At 73.0% G+C, this 14,933-nt stretch carries 12 protein-coding genes; 8 read left to right on the forward strand and 4 right to left on the reverse strand.

The window, feature by feature from the left end:
• The first annotated feature begins 38 nt into the window (after window positions 1-38).
• From JK363_RS07210 to JK363_RS07235, 6 genes are all read left to right on the forward strand, one after another.
• Entirely contained in the window at window positions 39-1,226 is a 1,188-nt protein-coding gene (locus JK363_RS07210) for a sensor histidine kinase (protein ID WP_201872739.1), read from the forward strand.
• 147 nt (window positions 1,227-1,373) lie between these two features.
• Complete coding sequence (pheS, locus tag JK363_RS07215) at window positions 1,374-2,495, forward strand: phenylalanine--tRNA ligase subunit alpha (RefSeq protein WP_201872741.1); 1,122 nt, start codon at window positions 1,374-1,376, stop codon at window positions 2,493-2,495.
• On the forward strand, window positions 2,495-5,020 hold the full coding sequence (gene pheT / locus JK363_RS07220; protein ID WP_201872743.1) for a phenylalanine--tRNA ligase subunit beta: 2,526 nt from the start codon (window positions 2,495-2,497) through the stop codon (window positions 5,018-5,020). Before pheS ends, pheT begins: the two co-directional genes overlap by 1 nt.
• Window positions 5,021-5,312: 292 nt before the next feature.
• The gene (locus tag JK363_RS07225; RefSeq protein ID WP_201872745.1) at window positions 5,313-6,527 is read left to right on the forward strand and encodes a PP2C family protein-serine/threonine phosphatase; all 1,215 of its coding nucleotides are present in this window, start codon (window positions 5,313-5,315) and stop codon (window positions 6,525-6,527) included.
• Between the two features lie 404 nt (window positions 6,528-6,931).
• The gene (locus JK363_RS07230) at window positions 6,932-8,269 is read left to right on the forward strand and encodes an NsdA family TPR-like regulatory protein (protein WP_201872747.1); all 1,338 of its coding nucleotides are present in this window, start codon (window positions 6,932-6,934) and stop codon (window positions 8,267-8,269) included.
• Window positions 8,270-8,336: 67 nt separating this feature from the next.
• Complete coding sequence (locus JK363_RS07235) at window positions 8,337-8,867, forward strand: NUDIX hydrolase (RefSeq protein WP_201872749.1); 531 nt, start codon at window positions 8,337-8,339, stop codon at window positions 8,865-8,867.
• Window positions 8,868-8,913: 46 nt separating this feature from the next.
• Here the strand turns inward: JK363_RS07235 and JK363_RS07240 are convergent, their stop codons facing one another.
• Window positions 8,914-9,171, reverse strand: a complete 258-nt coding sequence (locus JK363_RS07240) for a hypothetical protein (protein ID WP_201872751.1) — start codon at window positions 9,169-9,171, stop codon at window positions 8,914-8,916.
• 422 nt (window positions 9,172-9,593) lie between these two features.
• A complete protein-coding gene (locus JK363_RS07245) occupies window positions 9,594-10,451 on the reverse strand; it encodes a 3-hydroxybutyryl-CoA dehydrogenase (RefSeq protein ID WP_201872753.1) in 858 nt (285 codons plus the stop codon).
• Between the two features lie 340 nt (window positions 10,452-10,791).
• Here JK363_RS07245 and JK363_RS07250 point away from each other — a divergent pair, with 340 nt between their 5' ends.
• Window positions 10,792-12,024 carry a glycoside hydrolase family 10-like protein gene (locus JK363_RS07250; RefSeq protein WP_201872763.1) on the forward strand — a complete coding sequence of 411 codons (1,233 nt, stop codon included), beginning with the start codon at window positions 10,792-10,794 and terminating at the stop codon, window positions 12,022-12,024.
• Window positions 12,025-12,041: 17 nt separating this feature from the next.
• On the opposite strand, the gene JK363_RS07255 is transcribed toward JK363_RS07250, so the two are convergent.
• Together JK363_RS07255 and JK363_RS07260 are read right to left on the reverse strand one after the other, a co-directional pair.
• The gene (locus JK363_RS07255) at window positions 12,042-12,242 is read right to left on the reverse strand and encodes a DUF1918 domain-containing protein (protein WP_201872765.1); all 201 of its coding nucleotides are present in this window, start codon (window positions 12,240-12,242) and stop codon (window positions 12,042-12,044) included.
• Window positions 12,243-12,290: 48 nt separating this feature from the next.
• Complete coding sequence (locus JK363_RS07260) at window positions 12,291-13,283, reverse strand: DMT family transporter (protein ID WP_201872767.1); 993 nt, start codon at window positions 13,281-13,283, stop codon at window positions 12,291-12,293.
• Between JK363_RS07260 and JK363_RS07265 the strand changes: the two genes are divergently transcribed.
• The gene (locus JK363_RS07265; RefSeq protein WP_201872770.1) at window positions 13,282-14,730 is read left to right on the forward strand and encodes an aminotransferase-like domain-containing protein; all 1,449 of its coding nucleotides are present in this window, start codon (window positions 13,282-13,284) and stop codon (window positions 14,728-14,730) included. The two genes, JK363_RS07260 and JK363_RS07265, sit on opposite strands and share 2 nt — an antisense overlap.
• Window positions 14,731-14,933 lie beyond the last annotated feature (203 nt).

Consider the following 14,933-nt stretch of genomic DNA (forward strand, 5'->3'; position numbering starts at 1 on the left):
GGGTTGCCCCCTCTGGGGGCCCAGGAGGGGGTGTGGGGATGGACGTCAGGACCTCCGGCGCCAGGGCGGCCGACGCCCGCGCGCCCGGAGCGGGGCTGCCCGCCGTCGAGGACGGGCCGCCGGAGCTGGGCGACATGACAGCCGCGTTCGGCCTGCACTCCGACGACCTGCCCGACGGCCTGGTGGTGGCCGATGAGACCGGCCGCGTCACCTGCTTCAACGCCGCGGCGGCCCGGATCACCGCCACCCACCCCCAGGACGCCATCGGCGCCCAGCTCGAGCGCGCCCTGCCGTTAGAGGACCTGGACGGTCGCCGCTGGTGGGCGCTGACCGATCCGTACGGCGGGCTGGCCACCCGGGTCGGCCAGCCGGAGCGCAATCTCCTGCTGCCCGGCGGCCGGGAGGTCCTGGTCTCCGCGCGGTACGTCCGCGAGTACCCCACCGGCCCGGTGCAGCGGCTGGTGATCTCGCTGCGCGGCACCGAGGCGCGCCGCCGTACCGAGCGCAGCCACGCGGAGCTGATCGCGACCGTCGCCCATGAGCTGCGCTCCCCGTTGACCTCGGTCAAGGGGTTCACGGCCACCCTGCTCGCGAAGTGGGAGCGCTTCACCGACGACCAGAAGCGGCTGATGCTGGAGACGGTCGACGCCGACGCCAACCGGGTCACCCGGCTGATCGCCGAGCTGCTGGACATCTCCCGGATCGACTCCGGCCGGCTGGAGGTGCGCCGCCAGCCGGTGGACGTCGCCGCCGCGGTCCGCCGCCATGTGCAGGCGCTCACCGCCGCCGGACACTGCGCCGAACGCTTTCTGATCAAGGTCAGGGGGCCGTTGCCGGATCTGTGGGCCGATCCGGACAAGATCGATCAGGTGCTGGGCAACCTGCTGGAAAACGCGGTGCGCCACGGGGAGGGAACGGTCACCATTGAGGTGGCACCCGCACCGGCCAGGCCCGCTGCGGACGGCCCGGCCGTGGAAGGCCCCGCTGTGGAAAGGACCGCCGTCACCGTGAGCGACGAGGGCCCCGGTATCCCCGAGGAGTCGATGAGCCGTGTCTTCACCCGCTTCTGGCGGGGCAGCAAGCGCGGCGGCACCGGCCTGGGCCTGTACATCGTCAAGGGCATCGTCGAGGCCCACGGCGGCACGATCACCGTCGGCCGGGCCCGCGGCGGCGGCGCCGAGTTCCGATTTACCCTGCCCGTGGGCACTCCGGCGTATCTGCTCTGAGCCGCTCACGGGCTTCCCGCGGAACAGCAGACCCCCCGCGCCCCTTAGACTCGGGCTTTGGCACCTTTGGCGTCCCTTGTGGTCCGTTGTGGTCGCAGCAGCCGTCGAGCGGGGTCGCGCAGCCAGCAATCGGAAGTACGGGAAGAGATGTCGGCACCCAATAAGTCGTACGACCCTGTCGAGGTCGAGGCACTGAAACCGGAAGAGATCGCCCGGATGCGGGACGAGGCGCTCGCCGCCATCGCCGCCGCGGGTGACCTCCAGGCGCTACGCGAGGTGAAGGTCGGCCACACCGGTGACCGCTCACCGCTCGCGCTGGCCAACCGCGAGATCGGCGCCCTGCCGCCGCACGCCAAGGCGGACGCGGGCAAGCGCGTCGGTCAGGCCCGCGGCCAGGTGAACCAGGCGCTCAAGGTCCGCCAGGAGGAGCTGGAGGCGGAGCGGGACGCACGGGTGCTGGTCGAGGAGGCGGTGGACGTCACACTGCCGTACGACCGCATCCCGGCCGGGGCCCGCCACCCGATCACCACCCTCTCCGAGCGCATCGAGGACGTCTTCGTGGCCATGGGCTACGAGGTGGCCGAGGGCCCGGAGGCGGAGGCCGAGTGGTTCAACTTCGACGCGCTGAACTTCCCGCCCGACCACCCCGCCCGCGAGATGCAGGACACCTTCTTCGTACGGGGCGACCAGGACGACCAGCCCTCGGGCGTGGTGCTGCGCACTCACACCTCGCCGGTGCAGATCCGGTCGATGATCGACCGCGAGCCGCCCATCTATGTGATCTGCCCGGGCCGCACCTTCCGCACCGATGAGCTGGACGCCACCCACACCCCGGTCTTCCACCAGGTCGAGCTGCTGGCCGTGGACGAGGGGCTGACCATGGCCGACCTCAAGGGCACGCTCGACCACATGGTGCGGGCGCTGTTCGGCGAGGGCATGTCCACCCGGCTGCGGCCGAACTACTTCCCGTTCACCGAGCCGTCCGCCGAGATGGACATGCTGTGCTACGTCTGCCGCGGCGAGTCGGTCGGCAACCCCGACCGCCCCTGCCGCACCTGCTCCAGCGAGGGCTGGATCGAGCTGGGCGGCTGCGGCATGGTCAACCCGCGGGTGCTGGTGGCCTGCGGCGTCGACCCGGAGAAGTACAGCGGGTTCGCCTTCGGCTTCGGCATCGAGCGGATGCTGATGTTCCGGCACAACGTGGAAGACATGCGAGACATGGTCGAGGGTGATGTGCGCTTCACCCGGCCCTTCGGGATGGAGATCTGATGCGGGTCCCGCTTTCTTGGCTGCGGGAGTACGTCGACCTGCCGGCCGGTGAGACCGGACGTGACGTACAGGCCAAACTCGTCGCCGCCGGGCTGGAGGTCGAGACGGTCGAGCAGCTCGGTGCCGGCCTCAAGGGCCCCCTGGCGGTGGGGCACGTCCTGGCCATCGAGGAGCTGGAGGGGTTCAAGAAGCCCATCCGCTACTGCCAGGTGGACGTCGGTGAGGCCAACGGCACCGGTGAGCCGCAGAACATCGTCTGCGGCGCCCGGAACTTCGCCGTGGGCGACAAGGTCGTCGTGGTGCTGCCCGGTGCCGAACTCCCCGGCGGTTTCGCGATCTCCGCGCGGAAGACCTACGGCAAGGTCTCCGAGGGCATGATCTGCTCCGCCAGCGAGCTGGGCATGTCCGACGACCACGACGGCATCATCGTGCTGCCGCCGCAGTACGAGCCCGGCACCGACGCCATCGAGCTGCTGGAGCTGGTCGACGAGGTCCTGGACATCGCCGTCACCCCCGACCGGGGCTACTGCCTGTCGATGCGCGGTGTCGCCCGCGAGACCGCCACCGCCTACGGGCTGCCGCTGCGCGACCCGGCCCTGCTGGACGTGCCCGCGCCCAACAGCCACGGCTACCCGGTCAAGGTCGCCGACCCGGTCGGCTGCGACCGCTTCACCGCCCGTACCGTCACCGGTCTTGACCCGCAGGCGCACTCCCCGATCTGGTTGCAGCGCCGCCTCCAGAAGGCGGGGATGCGCCCGGTCTCCCTCGCCGTCGACATCACCAACTATGTGATGCTCGAGCTCGGCCAGCCGCTGCACGCCTACGACCGCGGCCGGGTCAACGGCGCGATCGGGGTGCGCCGCGCCGAGCAGGGCGAGAAGTTCACCACCCTCGACGGCACCAAGCGCCTGCTGGACGCCGAGGACCTGGTCATCACCGACGAGAACGGGCCGATCGGCCTCGCCGGGGTGATGGGCGGTGCCAACACCGAGATCGCGGACGCGGTGACCGACCCCGAGACCGGAGAGGTGCGCGGCAGCACCGAGGTCGTCATCGAGGCCGCCCACTTCGCGCCCGTCTCGATCGCCCGTACCGCCCGCCGCCACAAGCTGTCCTCCGAGGCGTCCCGGCGGTTCGAGCGCGGGGTGGACCCGGAGGCCACCTCGGCGGCGGCCCAGCGCACCGTCGATCTGCTGGTGCTGCTCGCGGGCGGCACCGCCGAGGCGGGCGTCACCGAGGTCATCTCGCCCAGCGCCCCGCGCACCATCATCCTGCGCGCCGACCACCCGGACCGGGTGGCGGGCGTGGCGTACGGCCGGGAGGCCGTGGTGCGCCGTCTCCAGCAGATCGGCTGCGATGTCTACGGCGCCGACGACCTCACCGTCACGGTGCCCAGCTGGCGGCCGGACCTCACCGACCCCAACGACCTGGCCGAGGAGGTCATCCGGCTCGAGGGGTACGAGAACCTCCCCGCGACGCTGCCGCAGCCGCCCGCCGGGCGCGGGCTGACCGAGCGTCAGCGGCTGCATCGCCGGGTCGGCCGGGCGCTGGCCGGTGCCGGGTATGTGGAGGCGCTCAACTACCCGTTCATCGGCGAGGAGGTGCTCGATCAGTTCGGCCTGGCCGCCGACGACCCGCGCCGGGACCTCGTCACGCTGGTCAACCCGATCGCCGACACCGAGCCCGCGCTGCGTACCACCCTGCTGCCGGGGCTGCTCGGCGCGCTGCGACGCAACGACGGCCGGGGTGACCACGACCTCGCGCTCTTCGAGACCGGTCTGGTCTTCCGCGCCAGCGGAGCCCGGCCGACCGCGGTCAGCCTGCCGGTGGACCACCGTCCGACGGACGAGGAGATCGCGCGGCTGGACGCCGCCCTGCCGCGTCAGCCGCGCCGCGCCGCCGTGGTGCTGGCGGGCGCGCGGGAGCAGGCCGGATGGTGGGGCAAGGACACCCCGGCGGGCTGGGCCGACGCGGTCGAGGCGGGCCGGATCGTGGCCCGTGAGGCGGGCGTCGAGCTGATCGTCCGCCAGGACCAGCAGGAGCCGTGGCACCCGGGCCGCTGCGCCGCGCTGCTGGCCGTCGTGGACGGTCAGGAGATCCTGGTGGGCAACGCGGGTGAGCTGCACCCACGGGTCACCAAGGCCCTCGGCCTCCCCGAGCGCACCTGCGCCATGGAGATCGAGCTCGACCGTCTGGAGGAGGCGGGCTCCGGCACCCTCGAGGCGCCGCGGGTGTCCACCTTCCCGGTGGCCACCCAGGACGTGGCGCTGGTCGTGGACACCGCGGTGGCCGCGGCCGATGTGGTGGCGGCGCTGCGCGAGGGTGCGGGTGAACTGCTCGAATCCCTGCGGCTGTTCGACGTCTTCACCGGTGAACAGCTCGGTGAGGGCAAGAAGTCGCTGGCCTACGCGCTCCGCTTCCGCGCCCCCGACCGCACGCTGACCGCCGATGAGATCGCGGCGGCCCGTGACGCGGCGGTGGCCCTCGCGGCCGAGCGCACCGGAGCCGTGCTCCGCGGCGCCTGACGCCTCGTTGCGACCGGCTGACTCCGGTCGTGCGCCGCACAAGGGCGCGCCTCGCATGCGCGGGGCGCGCCCTTGTGCGCGTGGCTCGCTCTCCCGTCCGTCCCGCGGCGCGGTGTTCGGGCTCCACTCGAGAAGGGCTTCACACGATCAGGTGAGAATCGGAAGCCTCTGGTCCATTTAGCAGTGACGGTCGCGAGAATCGTCCCGGTCGCACGGCGCAGGTCGGACCCGAGTCAGAAATCGGCTCCAGGGTCCCGCCGACCGTCTCATTGGCTGTGAACGGGGGCGTCACATGAGGGGAAGCAGTGCGGGAGGCGGGCCGCCGGGAGCGGCCCCACCCTGCGGGCGAAGGGCCGCCGCCGCGCTGCTGTGCGGATGGCTGCTCAGCATCGTCATCTGGGAGCTGAGCTGTCCCTACGGACCACGGCTGATCCAGCTCCTGGCCGCCTCGCCCGCCATCGCCTGCGCCTTCACCGGCAGCAGACGGTGCATGCTGCTCGGCGGCGCGAGCGCGCTGTTCGCCCTCGTCCCGCTCGGCATCCCCGGACCGGAGAGCTCCGCCGATCACCCGTGCGCCCGCGTGGGCGCCTGCGTGGCCATCCTCACCGCGGTCGCGGCCGGCTATCTGACCACCGGCCGCCACTCCCGGCTGGTCCGCGAACTGGAGCGGGCCCAGGAGGTGGCGGCCGCCGCCCAGCAGGCCGTGCTGCGTCCACTGCCGCCCCGTCTGGAGGGCATCGAGTTGGCGGGCGGCCATCTGTCGGCCAGCCGCGGCGCGGCGGTCGGCGGCGACCTCTACGAGGTGCTGGCCACCCCCTACGGCCTCCGCGCCGTCATCGGTGACGCCCGCGGCCACGGCCTCGCCGCCATCGGCACCGTCGCCGCCGTCCTCGGCAGCTTCCGCGAGGCCGCCCACGAGGAGCGCGGGCTCGGCGACGTCCTGCGGCGGCTGGACCGCGCCCTGGAGCGCCATCTGCGCGAGCGCGCGGGCGGCGCGTACACCCCGGAGAGTCCCGAGGCCGAGGAGTTCGTGACCGTCCTGCTGCTGGAGGTGGGCCCGGACGGCGAGGTCACCGCGCTCAACTGCGGCCACCCATGGCCGTACCGGCTCCTGGAGCAGCCGGTCGGCCCGGCCACCGCCCGGCAGACCACGCCGGGTGAGGTGCTGCCCCCGCTCGGCCTCTTCCCGCTCCCCGCCGAACTGCCCCTGGCCCACTGCGCACCGCTGCCCCCCGGGGACGCGCTGGTGCTGCACACCGACGGCGCCGAGGACGCCCGGGACGCGGACGGCACCTTCTTCCCGCTGCGCCGCGCCCTCGCCGAGGCCGCGGGTGCGGGGCCCATCGTCCCGGCCACGGTGGTCGAGGGGGTGCGCTCGGCGGTGCTGCGCCACACCGGAGGGCGGCTCGCCGACGACATCGCGCTGGTGGCGCTGCGCAACGACCGCCGACCGCTGTCCGCCACCCCCTCGCTCTCCGTCCCAACCGGCGATGCCCGGCACCGCTAGGCCCTGTCCGGCGGATCTCATCGGGCCCGCGACGCCTGGCACCGCACCTCGCTGCGTTGTCGGAGTCGCCCGAGTACGCCCAGTACGAGGGCGATCCTCCGCCTTGCGCCGCACGGCACCAGACGCCGCGGGCTACTCCTCAAAGATCCACCGGACAGGGCCTGGGCACTCCGCGGGAAGTGCCGCGAGGCGCGGTCGTTCGTCCGCGGCCGCGTTGTGGCCGGCCGCGCCCACGCGGCGGAGCCGCACATCGACACAGCCCCGCGCCCCTTCGGGCGCGACCGAACCGCACCGGACTCCAGCGAGCCCGCCCAGCGTCCGTCCGGAGAGCCACTGGCCGTTTCACACCCCGTGCGAAATCCCCTCCGTTACGCTGGCGCCACCGAGGGCGCCGGGAGGGCGAGATGGAGCCCAACACACTGCTCGACTCCGTACTCGACGAGGCCGGGATCTCCCATGCGGGCCTCGCCGCGCACATCAACGAGGCGGGCCGGGCACGAGGCATGACACTGCGGTACGAACACACCGCGGTGGCGCGCTGGCTGAAGGGGCAGCGTCCGCGCGGCCATGTGCCGGACCTGATCTGCGAGGTGCTCGGCGAACGGCTGCGCCGCGCCCTCACTCTGGACGACATCGGGCTCGGCACCCCCGGCAGCCCCCGCGCCCCCGCCACCCCGCTCTCGGGGTTCGTCGAGCGGGCCACCGCACTGTGGCGGTCCGACGAGCAGCAGCGCCCGCATGTCATCGCCGCCCCCGCGGTCACCGGCACCTCCGCCGTCATCCCGGTGTGGGAGTGGGAGAACCCGCCCGAGGACTCCGATGTCTCCCGCCACGGGCTGACCCGCGTCAGCATGTCCGACATCGAGATGCTGCGCGCGGCCCGCGCCCACTACGAGCAGCTGTACCGCAAGGCCGGGGGAGTGGCGACCCGGGCCCGTGTCGTGGGCTTCCTCAACGCCGAGACCGCGCCCCTGCTGCGCGGCAGCTACCCCGACGAGACCGGCCGTCAACTCCACCGCGCCACCGGCGGATTGGTGGCCATCGCCGGTATCTGCGCCTACGACTCCGACGCCCACGGCCTGGCCCAGCGCTACTTCCACCAGGCGCTGCGCCTCGCCAAGGCCAGCGGCGACCGGGGACTGGGCGCCTATGTGATAGCGCTGCTGGTCAACCAGTCGCTGTTCCTGCGGGAGTACCGGCAGGCGGTCGCCTTCGCCGAGTCGGCGCTGCGCGCCGCGGGCACCCAGATCACCCCCGCGCTCGCCGCCGATCTGTATGCCATGCAGGCCAAGGCGTACGCCCGGCTCGGCGACGGCACCGGGGCGCTGGCCTGCATCCGGCGGGCCGAGACCGCAGCCGACCGGATCCGGCCGGGCCAGGAGCCCGACGAGACCGGCTATGTGCAGCCGGGCCTGGTCAACGTCCAGGTGGCCGAGGCGCTGCTGAGCCTCGGCGACCTCGGCGGCGCCCGGGAGCACGCCACCGCCGCCGTCGGCACCCCCGCGCACGACCGGGGACGGGTGCACCGGCTCGCCATGCTCACCCACATCGAGCTGCGCACCGGCGACGCGGACCGGGCCGGCGCCACCGCGGTGGAGATGACCGAGCGGGCTCGCGGGATGGAGTCCCAGCGGTTACGCGACCGGCTGCGCGCGGTCCGGGAACACCTCGTGGCCAGCGGATGCGCCGCGACGAACGAGGCCGCGGAACTCATCGACGGGGCACTGCGCGTACCTCTCTGAGCGCGGTCCGCACTCTCGTCAGCGGCTGGCCGGGGATTGCCATCTGTGCGGCGAAAGGTGGCCGGTAGTGCGGTGGAAGAACCTCAAGGAGCGGACCGTGTACGAGAACCGGTGGTTCCGGGTCAATCTCGCCGATGTCAGACTCCCCGACGGCCGCCACCTGGACCACTATCTGATCCGGCTGCGCCCGGTGGCCGTGGCCACCGTGGTCAACGCGGCCAATGAGGTGCTGCTGCTGTGGCGGCACCGCTTCATCACCGACGCCTGGGGCTGGGAACTGGCCGCGGGGGTGGTCGAGGACGGGGAGAGCGTGGAGGACGCCGCGGCGCGGGAGATGGAGGAGGAGACCGGCTGGCGCCCGGGGCCGCTGCGCCATCTGCTCTCCGTCGAACCGTCCAACGGGCTCACCGACGCCCGCCACCACATCTACTGGGCCGAGGAGGCCGCGTACGTCGGTCACCCGGAGGACGACTTCGAGTCCGACCGCCGGGAGTGGGTGCCGCTGAAGTCGGTGCCCGACCTGGTCGCGCGGGGTGAGGTGCCCGCGGCCAACATGGCGGCGGCGTTGCTGCTGCTCCACCACATCCGCCTCGGCTGACCGCGGGCACGGACGACGGCACCTCGCGGCACTTACCGCGGAGCGGCTAGCGCCCGGCCGCCTGCCACACCGCGAGCGCCAGCGAGGAGAGGCCGGTGAGAGCGGCGATGGAGGGCAGTGGCCAGCGCCCGTGTTCCAGTATCCTGACCCGGCCGGCCAGTTGACCGACGTCCTCCTCCGCCTGTTCCCCCCGGTGGTCGAGCAGGGCGAGCCGGCCGTCGACCCGGGCGAAGCCCACATCGACGGTGCGTCGGAGTTCCGCGAGCTCCACGGATAACGCGGCGTGGTCGGGCTCGGTGGTCACGGGTTGATCCCCTTCCGGATGTACGTCCGTGCAGTGGTCACGCAGAGAGTCAACCGTTGACCGGGGTCGCGCGGGAGAGTGTGCGGCGGGGGTGTGCGAGTCACCGGCGCACACCCCGTGCGAATGCCGGTGCGGCCCCGGCCCGGCCCTTCCGTTTCCCGTTCCGTTTGCCGTTTCGCCTACGGCGTGTTCCGGCCATCCGCGGGTACCCGGGGCAGGCATGGGAGTGGGCTTCACGCTGAGTGACCGGTGTGCGGCAGTTCGCCGAGCTCCTTCGTCCGGCGCGATGCCGTCAGAGGGCTGACCACCGCGGCCACCGGGTGGACCGGGCGCCCTGGAAAAGGCGCCGGGACCGCCCGAGCCGGGAGGCCCGCGCGGAGGAGGAGGCCGCCCGCCCCGGTGAGCGGATCAGTACATCCGGATCAGTACAGGTAAAAGCCCGAGCCGGTCTTACGGCCCAGCCGTCCCGCATCCACCATGCGCAGCAGCAGCGGGGGAGCGGCGTACAGCGGCTCCTTGTACTCCGAATACATCGAGTCGGCGATGGCCGCGATGGTGTCCAGACCGATCAGATCGGACAGCTTGAGCGGGCCCATCGGATGGGCGCAGCCCATCTCCATGCCGTTGTCGATGTCCTCCCGGCTGGCGATCCCGGACTCGAACATCCGGATCGCGGAGAGCAGATACGGGATGAGCAGCGCGTTGACCACAAATCCGGAGCGGTCCTGGGCCCGGATGGCGTGCTTGCCCAAAGCGTCGTGCACCAGCGCCTCGGCGCGCTTGATGGTCTCGTCGCCGGTGGTCAGCGCCGGGACCAGCTCGATCAGCGCCTGCACCGGGGCCGGATTGAAGAAGTGGATGCCGATGACCTGGTCCGGCCGCGAGGTGGCCACGGCCAGCTTGACCAGCGGGATGGAGGAGGTATTGGAGGCCAGGATCGCGTCCGGACGGGTCACCACCTGGTCGAGCACCTGGAAGATCTCGGTCTTGACCTGCTCGTTCTCCACGACGGCCTCGATGACCAGATCGCGGTCGGCGAATTCCCCCAGATCCGTGGTGAAGCTCAGCCGCTCCAGCGTCGCGTCCCGCTCCTCCTCGGTGATCTTGCCGCGTTCGGCGGCCTTGCCGAGGGAGTTGGTCAGGCGGGTCCGGCCGATCTCCAGGGCCTCGCCGGTGGTCTCCGCGACCATGACGTCCAGGCCGGAACGGGCGCACACCTCCGCGATGCCCGCGCCCATCTGGCCGCAGCCCACCACTCCGACGCGTTCGATGTCGGTCACATCGTGCCTTTCGCTGATCACTGATCTGTCTGCCGACTGTGTGGTCCCCCTGCCGCCCCAGACGTTACCTGCCGGTTATGGGCAGGGGACGGGGCGGGGCCGGATTCACCCGGCGCGCTCCGCCCGCTGTCACCGCTGCGTCACCACCCGTTTCGGTGTGGACGCGCGCGCCCGGATGCCCGCGCGGGAAGAGTGAAGTCACCGGGGTTCGGCGGCCGGCGGGGCCGACCGTCGCGGGAACCGCGGCAAGCATTGCCGGGCGCCCCCAAGAGCCGCATCATCAGCGGGAGTTGTGGGCTACAGCGGGAGTCATCGGCACGCGGCGAGTGAGGAGTCGGGCATGGGACAGATCACGCGCAGAAGTCTGACGGTGGCGGCCGCCGGGGCGCTGGCCGGCGCGGCCACGGCGGGCGAGGCGGCGGCGGCCGGACGGGAGACGCGGCGGCGCCCCGAGTTCCGCGGGATGTGGCTGGCCACCGTCGCCAACCGGGACTGGCCCTCCCGGCCCGGTCTTCCCCCCGAGCAGCAGCGGGCCGAGCTGCTCGCCGCCCTGGACACCGCCGTCCTGCGCAGGCTCAACGCGGTGATCTTCCAGGTGCGGCCGACCGCCGACGCGCTGTGGCCCTCGCCGTACGAGCCGTGGGCGGAGTACCTCACCGGCGCGCAGGGGCAGGACCCGGGCTGGGATCCGCTGGGCACCGCCGTACGGGAGGCGCACCGGCGCGGTCTGGAGCTGCACGCCTGGTTCAACCCCTACCGCGTCGCCAATCACACCGATCCCGGCAGGCTGGTCCCCACCCACCCCGCCCGTCGCCACCCCGAGTGGATCGTGAGGTATGGCGGAAAGCTCTACTACAACCCCGGGCTGCCCGAGGTCCGCCGCTTCGTCCAGGACGCGATGCTGGACGCCGTCGTCCGCTACGACATCGACGCCGTCCACTGGGACGACTACTTCTACCCCTATCCGGTCGCGGGCCAGGTCTTCGACGACAACGACGCCTATGCCCGCTACGGCGCGTGCTTTCCGGACCGGGCCGCCTGGCGCCGGGACAACATCGACCGCCTGGTGCGCGAGACGGCCGTACGGATCAAGCGGCTGAAGCCGGGGGTGCGCTTCGGTATCAGCCCGTTCGCCGTGTGGCGCAACGCGGCCACCGATCCGCGTGGCTCGCGGACCACCGCCGGGGTGCAGACCTACGACGACCTGTACGCGGACACCCGCGGCTGGGTGCGGCGGGGCTGGCTGGACTATGTCGTTCCGCAGGTGTACTGGAACATCGGATTCGCCGCCGCCGACTACGCCGAACTGGTGCCGTGGTGGGCGGACACGGTGCGCGGCACCGGGGCGCGGCTCTACATCGGCGAGGCGCTGTACAAGGCGGGCGATCCGGCGCAGCCCACCCCCTGGCAGGACCCCACCGAGCTGTCCCGCCATCTCACCTTCGACCGGGATTTCCCCCAGGTCAGGGGAAACGTCTTCTTCTCCGCAAAGGAAGTGGCCGCCGACCGCAACGGCGCCATGGCGCGTGTGGTCGCCGACCACTACGGGTGCCGGGTGCGTCCGCCCCGCTGAGCCGGATCCGCGGCGCGCTAGCGCCGCTTGCCGGGCAGGTGGCGGACGACCGAGTCGGGGCCGGGAGAGAACAGGCACTCGTGGCCGTCGTCCTCGTAGCGGACGCGGTAGGGCGGTTCGCCGTGGTCCCCGAGCACTTCGATGATTTCCGCGGTCCGGTCGTGAATGCCGACAACCCTGCCGTGCACCAGCAGCTTGTCGCCTACGGTCGCCTCCATCTACATGACCTCCTACGGATTTCCGGAGGACAATCCTTGAGGCCCAGTTTATGGCCGGTCCTCCATGTTTGCGCCTGCCCGGATGCGGGTCCGTTCCGGCTTTTCCGGCATCCGGGCACGCTGGGTCACCCCGATACACACCAGGACCGCGACCGCGGCGGCCGGGGCGGCGGGGGAGAGGTCCTCGTTCAGCAGCAGCACCGACCACACCAGCGTCAGCAGCGGCTGGGCCAGCTGGAGCTGGCTGGCCCGGGCCACCCCGATGGCGGCCATCCCGCGGTACCAGACCAGCAGCCCCAGGAACTGCGACCCCACCGCCAGCCACAGCAGCCCGGCGACCGCGTGGCCGCCGAGGTGGACCGGCTCGTATCGCAGCGCCAGCGCCGCGCCCGCCGCGGCGACCGGCAGACACCCCACCAGGGCCCAGCCGATCACCTGCCACCCCGGCATATGGGCGGCCAGCCGTCCGCCCTCGGTGTAGCCCGCGGCGCACACCAGAAGGGCGGCGAACAGATACAGATCGCCGGTGGTCGGAGTGCCGCCGCTCTGCTGCACCGCGAAGGCGATCACCACCGCGGCCCCGGCCAGCGCCGCCGCCCAGAACACCGGGGATGGCCGGATGCCGGTGCGCACCGCGGAGAAGGCGGCGGTGGTCAGCGGCAGCAGCCCGACGACCACGGCCGCGTGCGAGGTGGTGGAGGTCTGGAGGGCGAGTGTGGTCAGCAGCGGAAAGCCCACCACCACCCCGGCGGCCACCACCAGCAGTCCGGGCCAGTGGCGGCGGTGCGGCGGCGCAACCCGCAGCGCCGCCAGCGCCCCGCCCGCGACCAGCGCGGCGAGCACCATCCGGCAGGTGGTCACCGACCAGGGGCCGAACCCCTCCAGACCCCAGGCGGTGGCGGGGAAGGTGAGCGAGAAGGCGGCCACACCCAGCGCGGCCAGAAGGGTGCCGGTCGTCCCGGAAACCTCGGGGTGCGCGGTGCCGCCGCCGCTGTTCACCGCTATCGTGCCTGGCGCAGTAGCGCTATCATTGGCTGTCATGCATGAGCGTAGCAGCGTGGCTGAGCTGGCCGAAAGCCTGCGGAAAGAGCTGAACCGCTACTCGCCGGGTGAGAAGCTGCCATCCAGTCGGGCTCTGGTCGAGCGCCACCGGGTGAGCCCGGTGACCGTCTCCCGCGCCCTGGCCGTCCTCGCCGCCGAGGGGCTGGTGGTCACCCGCCCCGGCGCGGGTGCCTTCCGCGCCGTCCGCCCCCGCCCCGAGGCGTCCCGGCCGGGCGACACCTCCTGGCAGGAGGTCGCCCTCAGCGTGGAGACGGCGGGCGAGGCCGTACCGCGTTCGGTCGACGCCTCGGGGGTGCTGGCCACGCTCGCCGCCCCGCCGCCCGGCACCCTGGAGCTCAACGGCGGCTATCTCCACCCCTCCCTCCAGCCCGAACGCGCCCTGTCCGCCGCCCTGGCCCGGGCCGGGAGGCGGCCCGGCGCCTGGGGTCGCCCGCCCATGGAAGGGCTCACCGAGCTCCGCGACTGGTTCGCCCGGGAGATCGGCGGCCCGGCCGGAACCCTCGCCGCCGCCGATGTCCTGGTCACCGCGGGCGGCCAGGCCGCGCTCACCTGCGCGCTGCGCGCTCTCGCCCCGCCCGGCGCCCCGGTGCTCGTCGAATCCCCCACCTACCCCGGGATGCTGGCCGCCGCCCGCGCCTCCGGGGTGCGCCCGGTCCCGGTCCCGGCGGACACCGACGGAGTGCGCACCGATCTGTTCGCGGAGGCGCTGCGCGCGAGCGGCGCCCGCGTCTTCGTCTGCCAGCCGCTCTTCCAGAACCCGACCGGCGCGAGCCTGGCCGCCGAGCGGCGCCGCGAGGTGCTGCGGATCGCCCGCGCGGCGGGTGCCTTCGTGGTGGAGGACGACTTCGCCCGCCGCCTCGTCCACGAGGACTCCCCGCCGCTGCCCGCCCCGCTCGCCGCGGACGACCCGGACGGGGTCGTGGTCCACGTCTGCTCGCTCACCAAGGCCACCTCGCCCAGCCTGCGGGTCGGCGCGCTCGCCGCCCGCGGCCCCGCCTTCGAGCGGCTGCGCGCGATCCAGGTCGTCGACAGTTTCTTCGTCCCCCGGCCGTTGCAGGAGGCCGCCCTGGAACTGGTCGGTGCCCCCGCCTGGCCCCGCCATCTGCGCACCGTCGCGGCCGAGTTGCGCGCCCGGCGCCAGGCCATGGTCACCGCCGTCCGGCAGGAACTGCCCGGTCTCGACCTGCCGCATGTGCCGCTCGGCGGCTACCACCTGTGGCTGCGGCTGCCCCAGCGCACCGACGAAGCCGCACTGGCCTCCGCCGCGCTGCGCGCCGGGGTCGCCGTCGCCCACGGCCGTCCGTACTTCTGCGCCGAGCCGCCCGCGCCGCACGTACGGCTGAGCTTCGCCTCGGTGGCCGGGGCCGGTGAGCTCGCCGAGGGCGTCCGCCGGCTCCGTACCGCCTGTGTCGAGGTGCTGGGCTGAGCGGGACGAGGAGCCCTCGGTCGCGGGGGAAATCGCTGCCCTGCCGACGGGGCTGTCCCCGGTCACGAGGGCAATGCGTCGGCCCCGCCGGCAGGCGGCTGGGCTGAGCTTCGCCTCGGTGGCCGGGGCCGGTGAGCTCGCCGAGGGCGTCCGCCGGCTCCGTACCGCCTGTGCCGAGGTGCTGGGCTGAGCGGGACGAAAGC

The organism is Streptomyces coffeae (genome assembly GCF_016741875.1).
Taxonomy (GTDB): domain Bacteria; phylum Actinomycetota; class Actinomycetes; order Streptomycetales; family Streptomycetaceae; genus Streptomyces; species Streptomyces coffeae.

Excerpts from the sequence above, each read along its gene's own strand:
- pheS (WP_201872741.1), top strand. The coding sequence starts at position 1,374 with ATGTCGGCACCCAATAAGTCGTACGACCCTGTCGAGGTCGAGGCACTG.
- JK363_RS07260 (WP_201872767.1), bottom strand. The coding sequence starts at position 13,283 with ATGACAGCCAATGATAGCGCTACTGCGCCAGGCACGATAGCGGTGAAC.
- JK363_RS07225 (WP_201872745.1), top strand. The coding sequence starts at position 5,313 with ATGAGGGGAAGCAGTGCGGGAGGCGGGCCGCCGGGAGCGGCCCCACCC.
- JK363_RS07255 (WP_201872765.1), bottom strand. The coding sequence starts at position 12,242 with ATGGAGGCGACCGTAGGCGACAAGCTGCTGGTGCACGGCAGGGTTGTC.
- pheT (WP_201872743.1), top strand. The coding sequence starts at position 2,495 with ATGCGGGTCCCGCTTTCTTGGCTGCGGGAGTACGTCGACCTGCCGGCC.
- JK363_RS07230 (WP_201872747.1), top strand. The coding sequence starts at position 6,932 with ATGGAGCCCAACACACTGCTCGACTCCGTACTCGACGAGGCCGGGATC.
- JK363_RS07210 (WP_201872739.1), top strand. The coding sequence starts at position 39 with ATGGACGTCAGGACCTCCGGCGCCAGGGCGGCCGACGCCCGCGCGCCC.
- JK363_RS07265 (WP_201872770.1), top strand. The coding sequence starts at position 13,282 with ATGCATGAGCGTAGCAGCGTGGCTGAGCTGGCCGAAAGCCTGCGGAAA.
- JK363_RS07250 (WP_201872763.1), top strand. The coding sequence starts at position 10,792 with ATGGGACAGATCACGCGCAGAAGTCTGACGGTGGCGGCCGCCGGGGCG.